This window comes from Paenibacillus sp. S150, from assembly GCF_019352175.1.
Taxonomy (GTDB): Bacteria; Bacillota; Bacilli; order Paenibacillales; family Paenibacillaceae; genus Paenibacillus_AQ.
Genome location: NZ_JACBYI010000034.1, coordinates 35002 through 53426 on the forward strand (window position 1 = coordinate 35002; position 18425 = coordinate 53426).

The window sequence follows — 18425 nt, forward strand, 5'->3', positions numbered from 1 at the left end:
GGATAGACAGGGGGGCTTTGTATGAAAATTAAATACTGGAAGCCGTGGACATTTGTGCTCCCGGCGCTGCTGGCTTACCTTATAGTCATAGTAGCACCATCTCTATATACACTGCGTCTCAGCTTTTACAGCTGGAATGGTATCGCTGCGGACAAGAAATTTGTTGGACTAAAAAATTACACCTATTTGCTGACAGAAGATGCGGTGTTTAGGGTAGCACTTCGAAACAATATTTTGTGGATGGCGGGTTCCTTAATTGTGATTATTGGCATCGGCCTAATGCTTGCTTTATTGCTTAACCGGAGGTTAAAAGGCAGATCGGTGTTTCGAAGTATCTTTTATTTCCCTTATGTCTTGTCGGGCATCATCGTGGCGTTGATGTGGACTTGGCTTTATCATCCGACCAAAGGATTTTTTAATGTTATTTTGGAGCAAATAGGTCTCAGTCAACTGGCGCATCCTTGGCTGGCAGACCCTAAAACAGCATTGGCTGCAGTTTTTGTAGCAGCCGTCTGGCAGGGTGTCGGGCTGCCCATGGTCTTATTTCTTGCCGGACTCCAAAGTATTCCGCGGGATTGTTACGAAGCGGCTATTATTGACGGCGCAAAGCCCCGCCAATCCTTTCGATATATCACCATACCGCTGCTCAGCGAAACCTTCGTGATCGTTTTTGCAACGACCTTGGTTAATGCCATGAAAGTGTATGACATTATTTACGGAATGACAGCAGGGGGGCCGGCGCAAAGCACACAAGTGTTGTCTTCGTGGATGTACTACCAAACCTTCAAATTCAATAATATCGGCGCCGGTTCGGCGATCTCCTGGGTGCTTGTTTTGATAACCATGATCATTATTATCCCATACGTTTACTATACGAATAAAAAATCTCATCTCTAATTTTCTGGAAAGAAGGTGCGTGTAACAATGGAAGAAACACAATATTCCACTTTTTCTAAAGCTGCAAACTATATCCTGCTCATTGTTCTGGCAATCATTTTTCTGATTCCCATTCTATTCATCATATTGACTGCCCTTAAATCAAACGCAGATTTAGTGAAGAATCCGGTGTACGCTTTTCCGGAAATCGTGAAATGGAGCAACTTTTCTGCAGCCTGGGACAAAATGAGCCTATACATCCGCAACAGCATGTTTATTTCTGTGGTAAAAGTACCTATTGGTATCTTGATTGAGGCACTCGCTGCCTATGCGTTAACTCGAATGAACTTTAAATGGGCAAATGCGCTGTTCGTTTTTTTTCTGATCGGGATGATGGTTCCTTTTCAGGCTACTTTGGTGCCGCTGAATATGATGTTAAATCACTTTAAGCTGGCAAACACGTACCCCGGTATTTTTATAGTGTACATTGGCTTTGGAGTCCCGTTTGGAATTATGGTGCTGCGCGGCTTTCTGCGTTCCATCCCTAAAGAGTTGGACGAATCGGCATTTATCGATGGCTGCGGCGAGCTGGGGAAGTTTTTTCGCATCATATTGCCCATTGCCATGCCCGCCATTGCTACTCTGATCATCTTGGACTTTCTATCAACATGGAACGAGTTTCTGCTCGCGCAAATCTTTATTACTAAGAATTCCATGCTGCCGGTAACAGCTGGCCTGCTCACCTTCCAAGGCCAGCATTCGAATGATTATACGCTTTTGAGTGCGGGCGTACTTATATCCATTGTTCCGATACTTGTAGTCTATTTATTTTTCCAGAGATATTTCGTAGCAGGAATGGCGGGGGCAGTCAAAGGTTGAAGAGTATTAAGCAACCCTTCGATTCAGTCATGAGAGAATATTGCTGAAAGAAATATGTTCATCCGGGTCGGCCCTAGGCTTTTTTACTATCGAGACGACAGGATTTGAACCTGCGGCCTCTTGCTCCCGAAGCAAGCGCTCTACCAAGCTGAGCTACGTCTCGTAAATACGGGTTCACCTCGTGTTAACCGCAGAACCGCTGTAAACAATCCACATTATACGCCTGTAAATAAACGCTGTAAATAAGCTTTTTGCGCCTGGCTTCAGCCCGTTTCCCGGCCCGAGATTGACAGATACAGGGGCGCTGGCTATACTTGAAATGTTAAAATGCAAATCGGACAAAATGTTGATGAAATGAAGTACGCCGGAGAATGGCTTGATCAGAGAAGAGGTTCCTTTGCGATAGTCTTCGCAATTGGCTGTGAGGACCTTGAAGACAGGCCGGCGGAAAGCTGATTTCGGAGTGCGGGGACAATCCCGCCGGGGGGGCGCCCGTTAACAGCCGCGACAAGGCGATCGTCTGCACTTATTCCTTAAGGCTGGGATATGGCGATAACCAGGGTGGTACCGCGATAATCATCGTCCCTGAATTTATTCAGGGGCGTATTTTTGTTTTCCGGCAAAAGTGCCGCATTAATTATGAGACAGGGGCTGTACATGATGAAGGCAAGTGAAATCCGTTCCAAATGGCTGCAGTTTTTTGAGAGCAAGGGCCACCGAATCGAGCCAAGCGCATCGCTTGTGCCGCATAATGATCCTTCGCTGCTGTGGATCAATGCCGGGATGGCGCCGCTGAAGGCGTATTTTGACGGCCGGGAGATTCCCGAGAATCCCCGCCTGACCAATTCGCAGAAATGCATCCGCACCAACGATATCGAAAATGTGGGCAAGACGCGCCGCCACCATACTTTTTTTGAGATGCTGGGCAACTTCTCCATCGGGGACTACTTCAAGGAAGAAGCGATTACGTGGGCCTGGGAGTTCCTGACAGGCAAGGAATGGATCGGCTTCGAGCCGGACCGCATTTCCGTAACCGTGTACGCCGAGGATGAAGAGGCCTTCAAGCTCTGGAATGAAAAAGTCGGACTGCCGGCAGAGCGCATCATCAAGCTGGGCGACGACAATTTCTGGGATATCGGCGAAGGCCCTTGCGGCCCTTGCTCGGAGATTTTCTATGACCGCGGCGAAGCCTACGGCAGCGACCTGTCCGATCCGGAAATGTATCCGGGCGGGGAGAATGAGCGCTGGCTCGAAGTGTGGAACCTCGTGTTCTCGCAGTTCAACCACAACAAGGACGGCAGCTATACTCCGCTTCCGAACAAGAACATAGATACCGGTGCAGGCCTGGAGCGGTTCGCTTCCATTCTGCAGGATGCGGATTCCAACTTCGACACCGATCTGTTCCAGCCGATCATCCAGAAGACCGCGAAGCTTGCGGGTGTGACCTACAAGGATAACCTGGAGCAGGATATTGCGCTGAAGGTGATCGCCGACCACATCCGCACCGTTACGTTTGCCGTAGGCGATGGCGTGCTTCCTTCTAATGAAGGGCGCGGCTATATTATCCGCCGTCTGCTCCGCCGCGCTGTGCGCTACGGCAAGACGCTGGGCCTGGACCGTCCCTTCCTGTTCGGCCTCACGGAGACGGTGGGCGAGATCATGGGCGTGTACTACCCGTCCGTTGTGGAGAACCGCGAATATATCGCCAAAATCATCCGCACGGAAGAGGAGCGTTTCCACGAGACGCTGTCCGACGGTCTGGCCATCCTGGGCGAGATCAGCGCCAAAGCCAAGGCCGGCGGCCTCAGCGCCATTGCCGGAGCTGACGCCTTCAAGCTGTATGACACTTACGGCTTCCCGTTTGATCTGACCGAGGATTTCGCCTCGGAGCAAGGCCTCACGGTGGACCGCGCGGGCTTCGATGCCGCCATGCAGGAACAGCGCGACCGCGCCAGAGCGGCCCGCCAGGACAGCGCCAGCATGAAGGTCCAGGGCGGCGCTCTTGCCGAGCTGACGGTTAAAAGTGAATTTGTTGGATATAATGACTCCGTAACGGAATCCAAAATACTTGCAATTGTGGTTGACGGCGCGCTGGCAGATGCCGTCAGCGAAGGCGCTGAATGTCAGGTCTTGCTCGAAGCGACTCCCTTCTACGCCGAAAGCGGCGGCCAGGTCAGCGACACCGGCCTTCTGACCGGCGGCTCGGCCACAGCCAAGGTAACCGGACTTTTCAAGGCTCCGCACGGCCAGCATGTACATCTGGTTACAGTCGAAGCCGGAGAGCTGAGAGTGGGCGGCACCGTCCGCGCCGAGGTGAACCGCGGGCAGCGCGAAGACATTGTGAAGAACCACACGGCAACCCACCTGCTGCACAAAGCGCTCAAGGAAGTGCTGGGCGGCCATGTGAATCAAGCCGGCTCTTTAGTAGAAGGCGCACGCCTGCGTTTTGACTTCTCGCACTTTGGCGCAATTACGCCGGAAGAGCTGAGCGACATTGAACACCGGGTGAATGCGCAAATCTGGCGCGGCCTGGATGTAGTGATTGAGAACAAGCCGATTGATGAAGCCAAGGCCATGGGAGCCATGGCGCTCTTCGGCGAAAAATACGGCAACATCGTCCGCGTGGTTCAGGTCGGCGATTACAGCCTTGAGCTCTGCGGCGGCATTCATGTCGCCAACACCTCGCAGATCGGAGTGTTCAAGCTGGTCAGCGAGAGCGGCATCGGCTCCGGGGTTCGCCGGATCGAGGCGGTAACCGGACGTTATGCCTACCAGTTCACCGAGAGCCAGCTGGATCTCCTGAAGCAATCGGCAGGGTTGCTGAAATCCTCTCTGAATGATGTGCCTAAGCGGATCGAGGCGCTGCATGCCCAGGTGCGTGAGCTGTCCCGCGAGAATGAGTCGCTGCAGGCCAGGCTGAGCGCTACCTTTGCCGCTGAACTGACCGGCAGCGCCAAAACCGTAGGCGGCTCCATCCAGCTGCTGGCTGCCCGGGTTCAGGCCGGCAGCATGGACGCGCTGCGCTCCACTGCCGATGAATTGAAGGCCAAGCTGCCGGATGCTGTGCTCGTGCTCGGTGCTGCCATGGACGACAAAGTGAATTTTGTTGTTTCAGTACCGCAGGAGCTGGTCAAAAAAGGCTTCCATGCCGGCAAGCTGGTGAAGGAAATCGCAGCGGTATGCGGCGGCGGCGGCGGCGGACGTCCGGATATGGCGCAAGCCGGAGGCAAGGACGCTTCCAGGCTGGGCGAAGCGCTTGTGAAGGCCGAGGAACTTGTAGCCGCTTTGGCCTAAGGCACTGGCTAACACCGGGAATCGCCGGGTTCCGCAGCTGCTGCCAGCCGGAGAACGAAACGGAATTGCAGGGCTGCCGCAGCGGTACCGGGAGTGAATTCTCGGTACCGCTGTTTATTCACTGGCGGCTGGAAAATGTATAATTTTTGCCAATATTCACTTATCGCGTCTGCCTGCAATAGCTTAAAAGCCAAAAAAACCTCTATTTTTGTAGATAAAATTCCAAAAAAAGCGTTATCAATGTGGCAGGATTTCCTCGTTGGGGCATGAATATGTTATGATGAGGGCAGCAAGTGAGCTGTACAGCAGCAACTTTGCGAAGCCGCCCGAGAAGCGGGTGATTTTGCAGAAGGAAGGTGTCACAAATGGACTCCATGGACAAAACGGTCAAATTCAATGTGAAGGGCGATGAGAAGGAAGCTTCTTCCCAGGAGATACTGCTGGCAGTATACGATGCGCTGGTGGAGAAGGAGTACCATCCCATCAACCAGATCGTAGGGTATCTGATTTCTGGAGATCCGGCTTACATTCCGCGCCACAACAATGCGAGAAGTTTGGTCCGGAGAAAAGAACGTGATGAGCTGATTGAGGAGCTGGTCCGGTTCTACCTAGACAATCACCGGGTGGATCATCCGAAATGATGAAGAAGCTGGGTCTGGACTACGGCGACCGCAGAATAGGAGTCGCCACAAGCGATATTTTTGGATGGACGGCACAAGCTCTGGAGACGATTGAGCGGCGCGGAAACGGGAATGAGTTCGAGCGTATCCGCGAACTGGTCAAGGAACATGAAATTGGAGAGATTGTTGTCGGTCTTCCGAAGAATATGAACGGTTCAGTAGGACCCCGTGGTGAGATTTGTATCGAATTTGCCGATCAGCTTCGGGAGCAACTTGAATTGCCCGTACACCTTTGGGATGAGCGTCTGACGACGGTATCCGCTGAGCGGATGCTGATTGAAGGGGACGTCAGCCGGAAGAAACGCAAAGGGATTGTGGACAAAATGGCCGCAGCCCTGATTTTGCAAAATTTTTTGGATGCTAACAGTAAAAGGTGAGGGGTGCGCGGATATGACAAATGAGCAGATTGGCCAAGAAGAAGAACCGGAAATTATCTATATTCCCGACGAGGAAGGTAATGAAGAGGAATTTGAGGTCATCATGAAGTTTGAAGTCGACGGTTCGGATGCCAAGTATATGATGGTGGTTCCACTCGATTCGGATGATGAAGAGAGCGATGAGGTGTATGCGTTCCGTTATGAAGAAGACGGCGATGATCTTCAGCTCTTTATGATCGAGAATGACGAGGAATGGGCCATTGTTGAAGAAACCTTTAATACTTTGGTAGACGAGCTGGACGGAGGAGCGGGGAATGACTGATTTTTCCGCCGGTCAAGCGGTTTGGACTTCAAAGCTCAAAGAAGTATTCGGAGAAACAGTAGAACTGGAAGACGGGCAGGGCAAATCTTCCGTTTACGATATTATTGCCGAGTTTGAAGTCGGTGACCGCGCATATGCGGTGCTGGCCGGTTCCGGGAAAGGCGCCGGACAGGAGATTCTGCGGATCACAGTTTCTCCCGACGGGCTTCCGGAACTGGAGAGCATTGAGGATGACGAGGAATGGGAAGATGTCTCCGAGCTGTATGACGAGCTGACTTTTCCCGCCGACGAGAGCGAATAAGCTTCAGTTAGGTACTTATATCAGGGTTTGGCACGGAAGAGGGCGGAATTTTTCCGCGCTCTTTTTGCTTGGAATAGAACAAATTTACCCTGGGTCCGCAAAATATATATTGAATTAAAGACAATACAATTTTATACTTTATATTCGGAAAGTGAGGAGTGACATTTGAAAGCCGCAATCCGCACTGTGCTTATTATCCTCCTGTTGCTGGCAGCAGCAGGAGGGGGAGGAGCCTGGTACATCTGGAATGGCATGCAGCCGGTAGAGCCGGCAGGCCCGCCGGTGACCTTTACCATAGAGAAGGGCATGGGCAGCGCAGAAATTGCCGACCTGCTCGAAGAGAACGGCATTATACGCAAGGGGTTATTTTTTAAGGGTTATTTGAAATGGGTCCGGGAAGGGTCCAGCTTCAAGGCCGGCACTTATACCGCCAGCCCGGGCGATACCTATGATTCGTTGATAGCCCGCCTGAATGAGGGCGATGTGGTGAAGAAGGAGACTGTTGTCTTCACTATTCCCGAGGGGTACACGGCCAAGCAGGTTGCCGACAAACTGGCCGCTGCCTGGAATCGGCAGGCCGAGGTTTTCCTGGGGATTATTGACTCGGGGGAAGGGCTTGAAGCGGCGGACAGGCTGGGCATTCCCGAGGACAGCAAGCTGCGGCACCGCCTGGAGGGCTATTTGTTCCCGGAGACGTATGAGCTGGTGAAGGAGAGTACGCCGGAGCAGGTGGTTGAAGCGATGGTGGAGCAGCTTGAGAGGAAGCTGGACAGCATCCCGGATTGGCAGGCCAAGCTGAAGGAACGCGGGCTGTCCCTGCATGAGCTGCTGACCGTCGCTTCACTTGTGGAGCGCGAGGTGGTGGTGGACAGTGAACGTCCGGTTGTGGCCGGAGTCATCTATAACAGGCTGAATAAGGGCCAGAAGCTGGAAATTGATGCGACAGTGCAGTATTTGCTCGATAAACAGAAGGAACGTCTGTATGAAAAGGATCTGAAAGTGGACAGTCCTTATAATACCTATAAAAACGAAGGTCTCCCGCCCGGACCGATCAGCAGTCCCGGACTTGCGTCGATCCAGGCCGCGCTTACGCCGGAAGCTTCGGATTATTACTTCTACGTGACCAAGAAAGACGGCTCGCAGGGCCATTTGTTCGGCAAAACCTACAAGGAACATTTAGCCAATATCAAAAAAAGTGAACAAAATTCGCAGTAACCTATTAAAATAGAGTGTGATGCGGTTTAGAACCGCTAAGTAGGAGGGGGCAACATGAATAACAAACCGGAGCTGCTGGCGACAGCCGCCTCCCTGGATGAAGCGGCTGTGCTGCTGGAGGCCGGGGCAGATGCGCTGCTGATTGGGGATGACCGCTTTGGCATGCGTCTGGCGGGTCACTTCTCGCTGGAGGATACAGCGGAAGCCGTCAAGCTGGCTCACGATAAGGGCTGCAAAGTCTATGCGGGCCTCGGCGGCCTGATGTCGAACCGCCTGCTGGACGGGCTGCCCGCATATATAAAAGCCATTGGCGGACTGGGCGTGGACGGGATCGAATTCGGCGATCCGGCCGTGCTGGCGGCAGCGAAAACCGAAGCGCCGGGGCTGAGGCTGCACTGGAATGCGGAGATGACCTCGACCAACTATGCCACCGCCAATTACTGGGGGCGCAAGGGCGCTTCGCGGGTGGTGCTGGCCCGCGAGCTGAACATGGATGAAATGACCGGAATGGTGCCGCTGCTGGAGATTGAAGCCCAGGTGCAGGTGCATGGCATGACCAATATTTATCACTCCAAGCGCAGGCTGGTAGCAAGCTACATGTCCCACCAGGGCCGCCCAAGCGATGGCGCAACCTTAGGCAAGGAGCGCGGCCTGTTTCTGATCGAAGCCGAGCGCCCCAATGAGAAGTTTCCGATTTACGAGGACGTGAACGGCACGCATATTATGAGCTCCGATGATATTTGCATTTTGGAGGATCTGCATTTTCTGCTGAAGGCCGGTGTGCACAGCCTGAAAATCGAAGGGCTGCTGAAGCCGGCAGCCTACAACACCGCCGTTGTGAAGGCTTACCGCCATGCGATCGACCTCTACGCCGCTGATCCGGAGGGCTACGCCTTCCGGGAGGATTGGATGGATGGCATCCGCGCGCTGCAGGACCCTGAACGCGAGCTGTCCTTCGGCTTCTTCTATAAGGAACAGGTATATTAAAATATAATAAATAATGCTTTGCTGATTTTTAAAACGGGCTTAAAGTCTAACCTAAAGATAAAGTAACGGAGGGGAGTACAACAATGGGAACCATGACCAAGCCGCAATATAAGGGCAAGCGTTACCGTCTGGACAAACCGGAGCTCCTTGCTCCGGCAGGCAATCTGGAGAAATTGAAATTCGCCGTGCACTATGGCGCAGATGCGGTATATATCGGAGGACAGAAATACGGCCTGCGCTCGGGAGCGGATAATTTCAGCTTCGAGGAGATGCGCGAGGGCGTGGAATTTGCCAAAAGATATGGCGCAAAGGTATTTGTCGCCACGAACATTTATGCCCACAATGAAGATATCGCCGGGATTGAAGAATACCTGCGCAGCCTATATGAAGCAGGCATCGCGGCTATTATTGTGGCCGACCCTGCCATTGTCGATACCGCGCGCCGGCTGGTGCCGGGACTTGAGGTGCATCTGAGCACACAGCAGTCCACACTCAACTGGCAGGCTGTAGCCTTCTGGAAGGAAGAAGGACTGCCGCGTGTCGTGCTGGGCCGTGAGACGAGCCTGGAGGAAGTCGCCGAGATTAAGCAGCATGTCGATATTGAGATCGAGAGCTTCATCCACGGAGCCATGTGCTCCTCTTACTCCGGCCGCTGTGTGCTGTCCAACCATTTTACGGACCGCGACTCCAACCGCGGCGGCTGCTGCCAGTCCTGCCGCTGGAAATACGACCTGTTCGAGGATGCCCGGCCTGAAGGCGCCTGGGTATCCGAGGAAGATCAGGCCCAGGCGCAGCTGTCTCCGCTGCCTTTGCAGCCGGGGCTTACCCAGCTTCCGCTGCATGAGCCGCAGGACAACCCTTTTTCCATGGGCTCCAAGGATTTGTGCATGCTGGAGAGCATTCCCGAGCTGATTGAAGCCGGAATTGACAGCTTCAAGATCGAAGGGCGGATGAAGTCAATCCACTACGTGGCGACGGTCGTCAACGCTTACCGCAAAGCCATCGATGCGTATATGGCGGACCCGGAAGGGTATGAGCTGAAGCCGGAATGGCTGGAGGAGCTGCAGAAGGCGGCGAACCGTCCGCTGAATACAGGCTTTTTCTATGACACGCCGGATCACGAGGATCATATTTATGAGCCGGAGGAAAAAGCGGCGCCTTATGATTTTGCCGGACTGGTGCTGGAGTATGATGCCGTCAGCGGAACCGCATTGATTCAGCAGCGCAATAACTTCAAGCCGGGGCAGGAAGTTGAGTTTTTTGGACCGGACAACACCCTTTTCAAGCAGACGGTAGGCGAGCTGTGGGATGAAGAGGGCCGGCCGCTTGAGGTTGCCCGGCATCCGCTGCAGCGAGTGCGCATGAAGGTAGAGCATCCTGTTGCTTATTTCGACATGATGCGGAAGAAAAAATAATGTTTTTCTAGTACTTTGCAGGAATGCACTCCGAGAGGGGGCATTCCTTTTTATATTATTACATAAAATGGAAAACGACTAAAATATATAAAGAATCTTATGTAATTTCTAAAGAAAACTAAGTAAAAATACCCAGTCTGCCGATATAAAGATCAGCGAACGCTTACATACGTCTACAAATCTAACTGGCAGGTGATTATCAATGGGTGCTCCTAAACAGGAGAGCAATGAGGAAGAGCAGAAAGAGAGAAGGATGAAATTGACCAAGAAAAACAAGACCGGCAAGAAGCCGCCGTCGAACGTCCAGAATTCTGAGGCTGGCCAAGGAGATGCAGTACAGACAACAGGCAAGGAAGCCGCTCCGACGAAACGTATAGGCTCAGGCATTTCTTTTAAGGGAATGCTGAATGGTTCGGTACGCCAGGCCAAGAGAGTCAACCCGATACGCTCGGTGGGTGTCAAGCTGTTCTTGATTTTTTTATCGTCAATTGTGATAGTTGTGCTGGCTCTGGGTCTGTTGTCCTATAACAAGGCCAAGAACACCATTAAGGACAATGTGTCGGAAGCCAACCGCCAGACGATTATCCAGACTTCGGAGAAGCTTGATATTACGTTGAAACAATATGAGAATCTGGCAATGCAGCTCTTTTTTGATACGCAAACACAGTCCAGCCTGACAGAGCTGGTATCTGCACAGTCAAGCTATGATAAGTTCGTGGCTACTGATGCGCTCAGCAAGAAGCTTTCCAGCCAGACGACCACAGACTCTAATATTGTCAGCATTACACTGATTCCGTCTTCCACGGAGTATGAGCTTATTACAAGCGGGAGCTCCGGACTGAAGCTGGACAGCGTCAGAGATCAGGAATGGTACAAGACGGCTGTTGCAAATGCCGAAAATTACCAGGGCTATTATTCCGAGGAAGCGAAATCGGCACAGAATTACTGGTTCCCGACATCCGTATCAGGGAATAACGGCAAGAATATCGCGATGGTCAGATCGCTTAAGAACCTGGGCGCCAATTCGGGATATGTGGTTCTGCTTGAACTGAAGAACACGCTGCTGGAAGAAGCCTTCGAGAGTGTTACGCTTGGAGAAGGCTCGCGGATTCAGCTCGTTGCACCGGACGGGACGGTAGTCGCCTCCTCCGCGCCTGAAGAGGACGGCAAGGTGTCCGAGCTAACATTTATTAAAGACAGCAAGACCAGCAATGCGAGCGAGGAGGCCAAGGATTCGAACGGCAAGAGTGTGCTGGCCGTCTATAATCCAATGGCCAAGGCGGACTGGAAGCTGGCAGGCGTCGTTCCTACCGGTGAACTGGTGAAGGCCGCTACTCCAATCCTGTTCACAACCTTTATGGCCGCTGCGGCGGCAGCTGTACTGGCTGTCCTGGTCGGCTTCCTGATGGTGCGGATGATTGCACGGCCGCTGGCCCGTCTGAAGGATCTCATGGTTGAAGGAGCAAAAGGCAACCTGAGCGTACGTACGGAGTATGTGTCCAAGGATGAGATCGGTGAATTATCTGCGTCCTTTAATTTGATGATGGAAAAGATCACCGATCTCGTTGCCCAGACAACGGATACCGCACGTGAAGTGCTGGAGACGGCAGGCGAGCTGGGCGATGCTTCCCGCAAGACGGCAATATCCGCCAAGGAAATTGCTGCGGCTACCGAAGAGATAGCCGGCGGTGCAGGAAGTCTGGCTCAGGAGGCCGAACGCGGCAATGGGCTGACAGACCTGATCGGCACGCAAATGCAAAGCGTGATCGCCGCAAATGCCGAGATGGACGAAGCAGCCCGCGGAGTGGGTGAAGCCAGCGGCCAAGGTGCGAAGCAACTTGAAGAGCTGCTGACGCAGACCGGACGTACCGGAGAGATGACCTCTGCGCTGGTAGACCGGGTCAACAATCTGAAAGAGACGGTATCCTCGGTTATCAAGGTGCTGGATGTGATGAAGAACATCACGCAGCAGACGAACATCCTGTCGCTCAACGCCACAATAGAGGCGGCAAGAGCGGGCGAAGCCGGGCGCGGATTTATGGTTGTTGCCGGTGAAGTCCGGCAGCTGGCTGACCAATCCAAGGAGTCCATTGCCGTGGTAGCCGGAATCACCGATAAGATTATTACGGAAATGAACGAGACCGTAGCGGTATTGTCCGAGGTTGCGCCGCTCTTCAAGCAGCAGATGAGCTCGGTCAAGAGCACCAGCGATATCTTTGTTTCGGTACAGGGACAAATGGAGGATTTCATTACCAGCCTGGAGTCGGTTACCGGGGCGATTGACAGCCTGAACCAGTCCCAGGGCATCCTGTCGGATGCCATGAGCAATGTAAGCGCGGTGGCGCAGCAGTCCTCGGCCACTTCCGAAGAAGTAGCCTCCCTGAGCAATGAGCAGCAGAATGTCAGCGATCAGCTCGTGGCGCTGTCAGGCAAGCTGGAAGGTGCTTCAACCCAGCTGAAAGACAAGCTTTCGCTGTTTACGATTAAATAGAGCAGCAACAGCTTGGATGGTTTTTCAAAGGCGTCCCGCAAGCCGGCAATTGGCAGCGGGGCGCCTTTTTCCTTGCCGAACCGTCAGATGGGGTGAAGCAATTGCCTTGTACATCAGTGAACCAACACGTATAATAATTTTGTTAGGTAATTGTTATGATATGCAAGAAAGTTAGTTAGTAGGCCTAAACCAGGGGGCAGGGCTGATGATCAGAGGGCGGATTCCGAAGATATGAAACGGATGTCTTGTATGCCGGATTATGTAAACGATATCAAACAGAATCTGATCCGTGGGAAGTGGAAGGAGGCGGGCGCAGGCCGGCAGGTTTCTGCGGAGCACAGGCGTCTGCCATGCAATCAAGATAAATGATGGAGGTATTCCTATGGCCAAAAAAGTGACGATGCAAAAAATCGCCGACCATCTTGGCGTTTCCAAGTTTGTCGTCTCCAAATCGCTCTCCGGCAAAGGCGGCGTCAACGAAACCACCCGGGAGCGGGTGATCCAGGCCGCGTCGCAGCTGGGGTATTTTACACAGAAAAATGCGTATCTGCATAATGTTAAACATCCCTCCCCGGCTGCGGGCAGCGACCGCAATAAACAATCGGTGCTGGTTCTGATGCCAAATATCCGCTCGCAGACCCAGGATTCCCTGTATTGGGGAAAAATCGTCGATGGCATCGCACTCGCTCTCGATCAGGAGGGACTGGGCATGGTCATTGTCTCGGAGCACCGTGCCGACAATTTCGTTAACATTCTCAATCCCGGCGGCCTGCTCGGTCTGGTGGGGGTGGGGCAGATCTCCACTTCACTCCTGCTGGAGGTGCGCCGCATCGGCCTGCCGATGGTGCTGATTGACCATGAGGATGCGCTGATTCCCAGCGATACCGTATTCGCCAACAACCTTGATTCCATGTCCCGGCTCAGCAATCATCTGCTTGGCATTGGGCATACGCTGCTTCATTTTATCGGCAATATCCGCTACTCCCGCAGCTTCCGTGACCGCTGGATCGGCTTCCGCAGCGCACTGGAGGAGAACCATCTGAAGACTCCTGCCGGCGATGACGAGATGCTGCTGCTGAAGGGCATGGATGACGGCACGTTCCGCGATGCGTTCAAGCTCTGGATGACCAGGCATAAAAAAGCCAAGACGCTGCCGACCGCACTCGTCTGTGCGAACGATTTCACGGCGCTCGCGGTTTGTGAGGTGCTGAGGGAAGAAGGGCTGGCCATTCCGTCCGACATTTCGGTAACGGGCTTTGACAATATCGAAGATGCCCTGCGGGGAGTCCCGCCGCTCACAACGGTGCATGTGCCCAAGGAAGCCATGGGCCGGGCCGCCGTCGAGAAGCTGCTGGGCCGCATCCGCAATCCGTCTGCTCCCCTGGAGAAGATCCTCATCTCCGCCGATATTGTCCACCGGGATTCGGTGGCGGGGCCGCAATCTATATAGTGTGCCAGGCAAAAAATAAGGATACAGGGCAGTTGTCAGCCAATCTGCTGCACAAATTGCAGTAGATCAGGCCGGTTTTGCTGCTAAAAGCGGAGCACAATTGTCCTGATGTCAGCTCATAAAAAGCCTCCTCCAGCTGTATGAAATACAGCTAGCGCTTCGGCAGGCGGCCCCCGGGGAACATCCACGAGGGCCGGTCTTTCAATTCTGCCTGCTCTCTGCCTTAACTACTTCACCTGCAGGTTCCGGTCAATCAAGGCAATCCGCTGCTGCACGCATGCATAGGAGCGAAGCGGGTCTTCAGGTGTGTTCAGCACATAATCCAGCATCCGGTCTACCGTCGTGGTGGCTACATGGATGCGGGTGTCGGAGGAGGCGTAATAAATGTAGATGTCTCCGTTGTCACGTGCAATCACACCGTTGCAGAATACAACGTTGGATACATCGCCGACACGCTCTTCGCCATCCGGAGCAATGAAGTGTCCGCCGGGTGCATGCGTTACACGGCTAGGCTCTTCCAGATCGGACAGGAAGGCATACAGCACATAGCGCAGTCCTGCAGCTGTGTTGCGGACGCCGTGGGCAATGTGCAGCCAGCCGCGCGCGGTTTTGACGGGAGCCGGGCCTTGGCCGTTCTTCACTTCTTTGATGGTGTGGTAGTAGCGCTGGTCCATGATGGATTCGCTGGTGATTACAGCATTTTCGATCGTATCAGACAGTCCCCAGCCAATGCCTCCGCCGGAGCCGGCGTCGATGAAGCCATCCTGCGGCCGGGTGTAGAAGGCATACTTGCCGTCTACAAACTCGGGATGCAGCACAACATTGCGCTGCTGGGCGGAGCCGGTCTTCAGGTCAGCAAGACGTTCCCAGGTCTTAAGATCCCTGGTGCGGGTAATGCCGCACTGGGCAACCGCGCTGGACAGATCGCCATGGGCGGCGTCCGGGTCTTTGCGTTCGGTGCAGAACAGGCCGTAGATCCAGCCATCCGCATGCTTCACGAGGCGCATGTCATAGACGTTGATGTCCGGGTCCCCGGTTTCAGGAAGCACCACAGGGTGATCCCAAAAGCGGAAACCGTCCACACCGCTGCTGCTCTCGGCAACCGCGAAGAAGGATTTGCGGTCATTGCCTTCTACGCGGGCAACAATATAGAATTTGCCGTCCAGCTCGATTGCACCGGGGTTAAAGATGCCGTTAACCCCGATCCTTTCCGCGAAGTAAGGATTGGTCTCAGGATTGAAATCGTAACGCCAGATCAGCGGTGCGTGCCCGGCGGTGAGCAGCGGATACAGGTAACGGTCATAGATTCCGTTGCCGTAAGGCATCTTCTCATTTTTGCGGCCAATCAGAGCTTCATAGCGTTCAGTCAGCTGCTGCTTGCGTTCTTGAAATAATGCAGTCATTATTTGCTCTCCTTTATTGGGGAAGTAGCGGCAAGCCGCCCGATCATTTCAAAACAGGCTCTGCTGTTGTGATAAGGGCATTTCCATGCGCTGACCTTCGGTGCGCGGGCCAGCGGCTGCAGGGCTTCATCAACACCCCAATACCATTCGCCCAGCTTATGGTCAATAATATATTTGTCTGTAAATGTCCAAGAGTTCTCAGCAGCTTGCAGGAAGCGCGGATCACCGGTCAGCTGATACGCATTGTAGAAGCCGACCATGGCTTCAGCCTGCGGCCACCAGTCTCTGGACTCATGGGACTTGTCGATGAAACCGCTAAGGTCCGCTTCGTTCCAGATTCCGCCGTCCTCATCCATGCCCTCAGCCAGTACGGCTTCGGCCATGGACAGGGCTACCTTGCGTACGCGCTGAAGCAGCGCTTCGTCTCCAAGCACCTCTGCGGCTTCAACCAGCAGCCAGCTGCCTTCGATGTCATGTCCAAACGAGATGCTCTCCGATTTCACATGCCACTCGTCGTCCAGGAACAGGTGGAAATGCCTGCCGTCCGCATCCACGATATGTTCCAGCATCGTTTCAATCAGCTCGGCCAGACTGGCTCCCAGCTCATCCGACTTCCATACCCGGTACAGGCCGGTGTAGCCTTCCAGCACATGCAAATGAGTGTTCATGGACTTCTTCTCATTCATATCCTTGGAGCTGAGGCTTAAGTTATCCGTCATCTGCCATTCACGCGACAAGGCTTCGATGTAGCCCTTATTCAAGGGATCATATCCGTATTTCTCTACGGCACGGAACAGATCAATGGCTTGCCGGAGGGCATCGCTGCGCCCGGTAGCATGATGGAATTCAGCCAGCGCATAGATGGCAAAAGCCAGGCCGTAGATTTGTTTTTTGGGCTGTGAAGGAACCCCGTGCTCATCCACCATCCAGAAGAAGCCCCCGTATTCTTCATCGGTAAAATACCGGGTCAGGTAGTCGTAGGCCCGTTCAGCCATAGCTAAATATTCTGCGGTTCCATAGATCCGGTAAGCGCTCGCAAATGTCCAGAGAATCCGCGCATTCAGGACGAGGCTTTTCTCCGCGCCTGCTACAACATTCATCCGGTTATCGATCTCGCCGACAAAGCCGCCATTCGCCTTATCCAGTGTGTGTTCCATCCAAAAGCCCAGAATGTTGTCCTTCAGCTCATCCTCAATACGTGTAAGCCATCCTTCAGTTGAAATGCCCATTTTGTTCTGTCCACTCCTTAATAAGGTTTATTGGTCCTGGAGCTGTAGTACTCGTGAATGACGCCTGCGGCTGATTTGCCGTACATGCAGTAGTCGTCATTCTCTGCCGCTGTTTCCAGCGGGTAGAGCTGTGCCGGCCAATCCCAGAGCATGAAGCCCCGGACCCATTCCCGGCCTTCGCAGCTGGTGAACATCGCCTCGTAAAAGCGCTTTTGCTCCTCCTCGCTCGGCTCGCCCTTCAGGGACCAGTCGTTCGGGATGGCTGCGCTGCCGGTGCGGCTCGGACAGCCTGCTTCCATGAAGAAGAAGGGCTTGCCGGAGCGCTTCACCACGGCTTCGATCCGGTCAAGCTGGGCTTCCCAGTCCTGCTCAGGGTAATAGCCGCTGGAGGAAATAACATCAAGGGCATCCCACCAGGTCACATTGTCCTCTTGATACTTGTCGCAATTATAGGTAAGGATTCCGCTGTACACCTTGCGGACTTCTGCAATCAATGCCCGCCACTCCGCTGCGCGTCTGTCCGCCATGACCAGCTCGCAGCCGATGCAGAACATTTCGCAGCCGCTTTCTTCGGCAATCGCGGCATAATGCAGAATAAAGGCAGTGTAGGAGCGGAACCAATCCGACCATTTGGGCTCGCATGGGACATCCTTGTCGAAGAAGTTAATATGCGCCCGCCAGGTGCCGTCTGCACAATTCACAATCGGCTTCAGGCATACCTTGAGTCCGAGGGACTTTGCGGTGCGGATTGCCCATAGAACCTCGCCGTCGGTAACCGTTGGCTTCTCCCGGTAAGGAATTTCCGTAGATTGCGGAGCGGCCTGAACCGCACTGAATGCAATCGCTGTCCAGTTTGCCCCGGTGACCGTTTTCATCAGCTCCATTGAAGCGTGAGCATGTTCATTTGCCCAGGTTCCGCGTCTGCCCATGAATCCCCAGGTAACGCCTCCGACATATTCATTCTGCAGTGACATCTCAACAACCTCGCTTTGTCAAAATAGTAGAATAAGGGATCGGAAATATTTTGTTATTTAGTTATATTGTTATTGTTATTTTGTTATTAAATAATAACAATATACAGTTAAGTTATAACCCTTTTTGGAGATGATTTCAAGCGGAAAATGGGCACGGCCATCGGAGACTCTAAATAGACCGGCAGTAAATGACAATCCCTTCTAATGGCACAGTGACAACCAGAAAAATCAAACGCAATCCGGCGAAAGATGGGGCGCGCATTTTTTAGAAAAGAATTTATATGTTTTGGGGTCCCCGCAAAGTACCTGAGTCATCATCGAAGCCAAGGCCCCGCTTTGTGAGGTTATTTCAAGGCCACAGTGCTGCCGGTGACCGGACTGGCAGATACGACGGGTCCGCCTTCGACACCATTCGCTGTATACAACAAAATCACAGCGACAAAAGAACTAATGGTATATCATGGATATGGTGATGAGTGTCTTCCATATCTTTTCGGTTATATGAGATAGGATGCTACAGATGTTCATGACC

The 18425-nt window shown here is 53.2% G+C and carries 16 protein-coding genes and 1 tRNA gene; 13 read left to right on the forward strand and 4 right to left on the reverse strand.

The features are described from left to right. Positions 1–21 precede the first annotated feature (21 nt). On the forward strand, positions 22–897 hold the full coding sequence (locus HYD27_RS23805) for a carbohydrate ABC transporter permease (protein ID WP_219219263.1): 876 nt from the start codon (positions 22–24) through the stop codon (positions 895–897). Positions 898–924: 27 nt separating this feature from the next. Further along, a complete protein-coding gene (locus tag HYD27_RS23810) occupies positions 925–1755 on the forward strand; it encodes a carbohydrate ABC transporter permease (RefSeq protein WP_219219265.1) in 831 nt (276 codons plus the stop codon). 89 nt (positions 1756–1844) lie between these two features. Here the strand turns inward: HYD27_RS23810 and HYD27_RS23815 are convergent. Next, positions 1845–1918: transfer RNA gene (locus tag HYD27_RS23815), tRNA-Pro, on the reverse strand. Between the two features lie 497 nt (positions 1919–2415). On the opposite strand from HYD27_RS23815, the gene alaS reads away from it, so the two are divergent. The 10 genes from alaS (at position 2416) to HYD27_RS23865 (ending at position 14287) form a co-directional block, all read left to right on the forward strand. Beyond that, positions 2416–5049 (forward strand): alanine--tRNA ligase, encoded by a 2634-nt coding sequence (alaS, locus tag HYD27_RS23820; protein WP_219219320.1) that lies wholly within the window; start codon positions 2416–2418, stop codon positions 5047–5049. A 365-nt stretch (positions 5050–5414) separates the two neighbouring features. After that, complete coding sequence (locus tag HYD27_RS23825) at positions 5415–5690, forward strand: IreB family regulatory phosphoprotein (RefSeq protein ID WP_219219267.1); 276 nt, start codon at positions 5415–5417, stop codon at positions 5688–5690. Continuing rightward, positions 5690–6106 (forward strand): Holliday junction resolvase RuvX, encoded by a 417-nt coding sequence (gene ruvX, locus HYD27_RS23830; protein WP_219219322.1) that lies wholly within the window; start codon positions 5690–5692, stop codon positions 6104–6106. Before HYD27_RS23825 ends, ruvX begins: the two co-directional genes overlap by 1 nt. 13 nt (positions 6107–6119) lie before the next feature. Beyond that, complete coding sequence (locus HYD27_RS23835; RefSeq protein ID WP_219219269.1) at positions 6120–6428, forward strand: DUF1292 domain-containing protein; 309 nt, start codon at positions 6120–6122, stop codon at positions 6426–6428. After that, the gene (locus tag HYD27_RS23840; RefSeq protein WP_219219271.1) at positions 6421–6729 is read left to right on the forward strand and encodes a DUF1292 domain-containing protein; all 309 of its coding nucleotides are present in this window, start codon (positions 6421–6423) and stop codon (positions 6727–6729) included. The genes HYD27_RS23835 and HYD27_RS23840 overlap by 8 nt, the downstream gene beginning before the upstream one ends. A gap of 165 nt (positions 6730–6894) precedes the next feature. Continuing rightward, the gene (mltG, locus tag HYD27_RS23845) at positions 6895–7944 is read left to right on the forward strand and encodes an endolytic transglycosylase MltG (RefSeq protein WP_220101742.1); all 1050 of its coding nucleotides are present in this window, start codon (positions 6895–6897) and stop codon (positions 7942–7944) included. A 54-nt stretch (positions 7945–7998) separates the two neighbouring features. After that, complete coding sequence (locus HYD27_RS23850) at positions 7999–8931, forward strand: peptidase U32 family protein (protein WP_219219273.1); 933 nt, start codon at positions 7999–8001, stop codon at positions 8929–8931. A gap of 83 nt (positions 8932–9014) precedes the next feature. Continuing rightward, positions 9015–10346, forward strand: a complete 1332-nt coding sequence (locus HYD27_RS23855; RefSeq protein ID WP_219219275.1) for a peptidase U32 family protein — start codon at positions 9015–9017, stop codon at positions 10344–10346. Between the two features lie 202 nt (positions 10347–10548). Next, entirely contained in the window at positions 10549–12837 is a 2289-nt protein-coding gene (locus HYD27_RS23860; protein ID WP_219219277.1) for a methyl-accepting chemotaxis protein, read from the forward strand. A gap of 382 nt (positions 12838–13219) precedes the next feature. Continuing rightward, positions 13220–14287, forward strand: coding sequence for a substrate-binding domain-containing protein (locus HYD27_RS23865; protein ID WP_219219279.1), 1068 nt, complete (start codon positions 13220–13222; stop codon positions 14285–14287). A gap of 227 nt (positions 14288–14514) precedes the next feature. Here the strand turns inward: HYD27_RS23865 and HYD27_RS23870 are convergent, their stop codons facing one another. From HYD27_RS23870 to HYD27_RS23880, 3 genes are read right to left on the reverse strand one after another with little or no spacing between them, the layout of a single operon-like run. Further along, a complete protein-coding gene (locus HYD27_RS23870) occupies positions 14515–15690 on the reverse strand; it encodes a glycoside hydrolase family 130 protein (RefSeq protein WP_219219280.1) in 1176 nt (391 codons plus the stop codon). Continuing rightward, positions 15690–16919: an AGE family epimerase/isomerase gene (locus tag HYD27_RS23875; protein WP_219219283.1), complete on the reverse strand. Its 1230-nt coding sequence runs from the start codon at positions 16917–16919 to the stop codon at positions 15690–15692. The genes HYD27_RS23870 and HYD27_RS23875 overlap by 1 nt, the downstream gene beginning before the upstream one ends. Before the next feature lie 17 nt (positions 16920–16936). Beyond that, positions 16937–17893 (reverse strand): glycoside hydrolase family 113, encoded by a 957-nt coding sequence (locus tag HYD27_RS23880; RefSeq protein ID WP_219219285.1) that lies wholly within the window; start codon positions 17891–17893, stop codon positions 16937–16939. Positions 17894–18253: 360 nt separating this feature from the next. On the opposite strand from HYD27_RS23880, the gene HYD27_RS23885 reads away from it, so the two are divergent. Next, positions 18254–18403 (forward strand): acetylxylan esterase, encoded by a 150-nt coding sequence (locus tag HYD27_RS23885; protein WP_219219287.1) that lies wholly within the window; start codon positions 18254–18256, stop codon positions 18401–18403. Positions 18404–18425: the final 22 nt, after the last annotated feature.

What these genes read in the sequence shown, in the direction of transcription:
- HYD27_RS23810 (WP_219219265.1), top strand. Translation starts at nt 925, where the DNA reads ATGGAAGAAACACAATATTCCACTTTTTCTAAAGCTGCAAACTATATC.
- HYD27_RS23805 (WP_219219263.1), top strand. Translation starts at nt 22, where the DNA reads ATGAAAATTAAATACTGGAAGCCGTGGACATTTGTGCTCCCGGCGCTG.
- HYD27_RS23870 (WP_219219280.1), bottom strand. Translation starts at nt 15,690, where the DNA reads ATGACTGCATTATTTCAAGAACGCAAGCAGCAGCTGACTGAACGCTAT.
- HYD27_RS23850 (WP_219219273.1), top strand. Translation starts at nt 7,999, where the DNA reads ATGAATAACAAACCGGAGCTGCTGGCGACAGCCGCCTCCCTGGATGAA.
- alaS (WP_219219320.1), top strand. Translation starts at nt 2,416, where the DNA reads ATGAAGGCAAGTGAAATCCGTTCCAAATGGCTGCAGTTTTTTGAGAGC.
- HYD27_RS23875 (WP_219219283.1), bottom strand. Translation starts at nt 16,919, where the DNA reads ATGGGCATTTCAACTGAAGGATGGCTTACACGTATTGAGGATGAGCTG.
- HYD27_RS23855 (WP_219219275.1), top strand. Translation starts at nt 9,015, where the DNA reads ATGGGAACCATGACCAAGCCGCAATATAAGGGCAAGCGTTACCGTCTG.
- HYD27_RS23860 (WP_219219277.1), top strand. Translation starts at nt 10,549, where the DNA reads ATGGGTGCTCCTAAACAGGAGAGCAATGAGGAAGAGCAGAAAGAGAGA.
- ruvX (WP_219219322.1), top strand. Translation starts at nt 5,690, where the DNA reads ATGAAGAAGCTGGGTCTGGACTACGGCGACCGCAGAATAGGAGTCGCC.
- HYD27_RS23840 (WP_219219271.1), top strand. Translation starts at nt 6,421, where the DNA reads ATGACTGATTTTTCCGCCGGTCAAGCGGTTTGGACTTCAAAGCTCAAA.
- HYD27_RS23880 (WP_219219285.1), bottom strand. Translation starts at nt 17,893, where the DNA reads ATGTCACTGCAGAATGAATATGTCGGAGGCGTTACCTGGGGATTCATG.
- HYD27_RS23865 (WP_219219279.1), top strand. Translation starts at nt 13,220, where the DNA reads ATGGCCAAAAAAGTGACGATGCAAAAAATCGCCGACCATCTTGGCGTT.
- HYD27_RS23835 (WP_219219269.1), top strand. Translation starts at nt 6,120, where the DNA reads ATGACAAATGAGCAGATTGGCCAAGAAGAAGAACCGGAAATTATCTAT.
- HYD27_RS23825 (WP_219219267.1), top strand. Translation starts at nt 5,415, where the DNA reads ATGGACTCCATGGACAAAACGGTCAAATTCAATGTGAAGGGCGATGAG.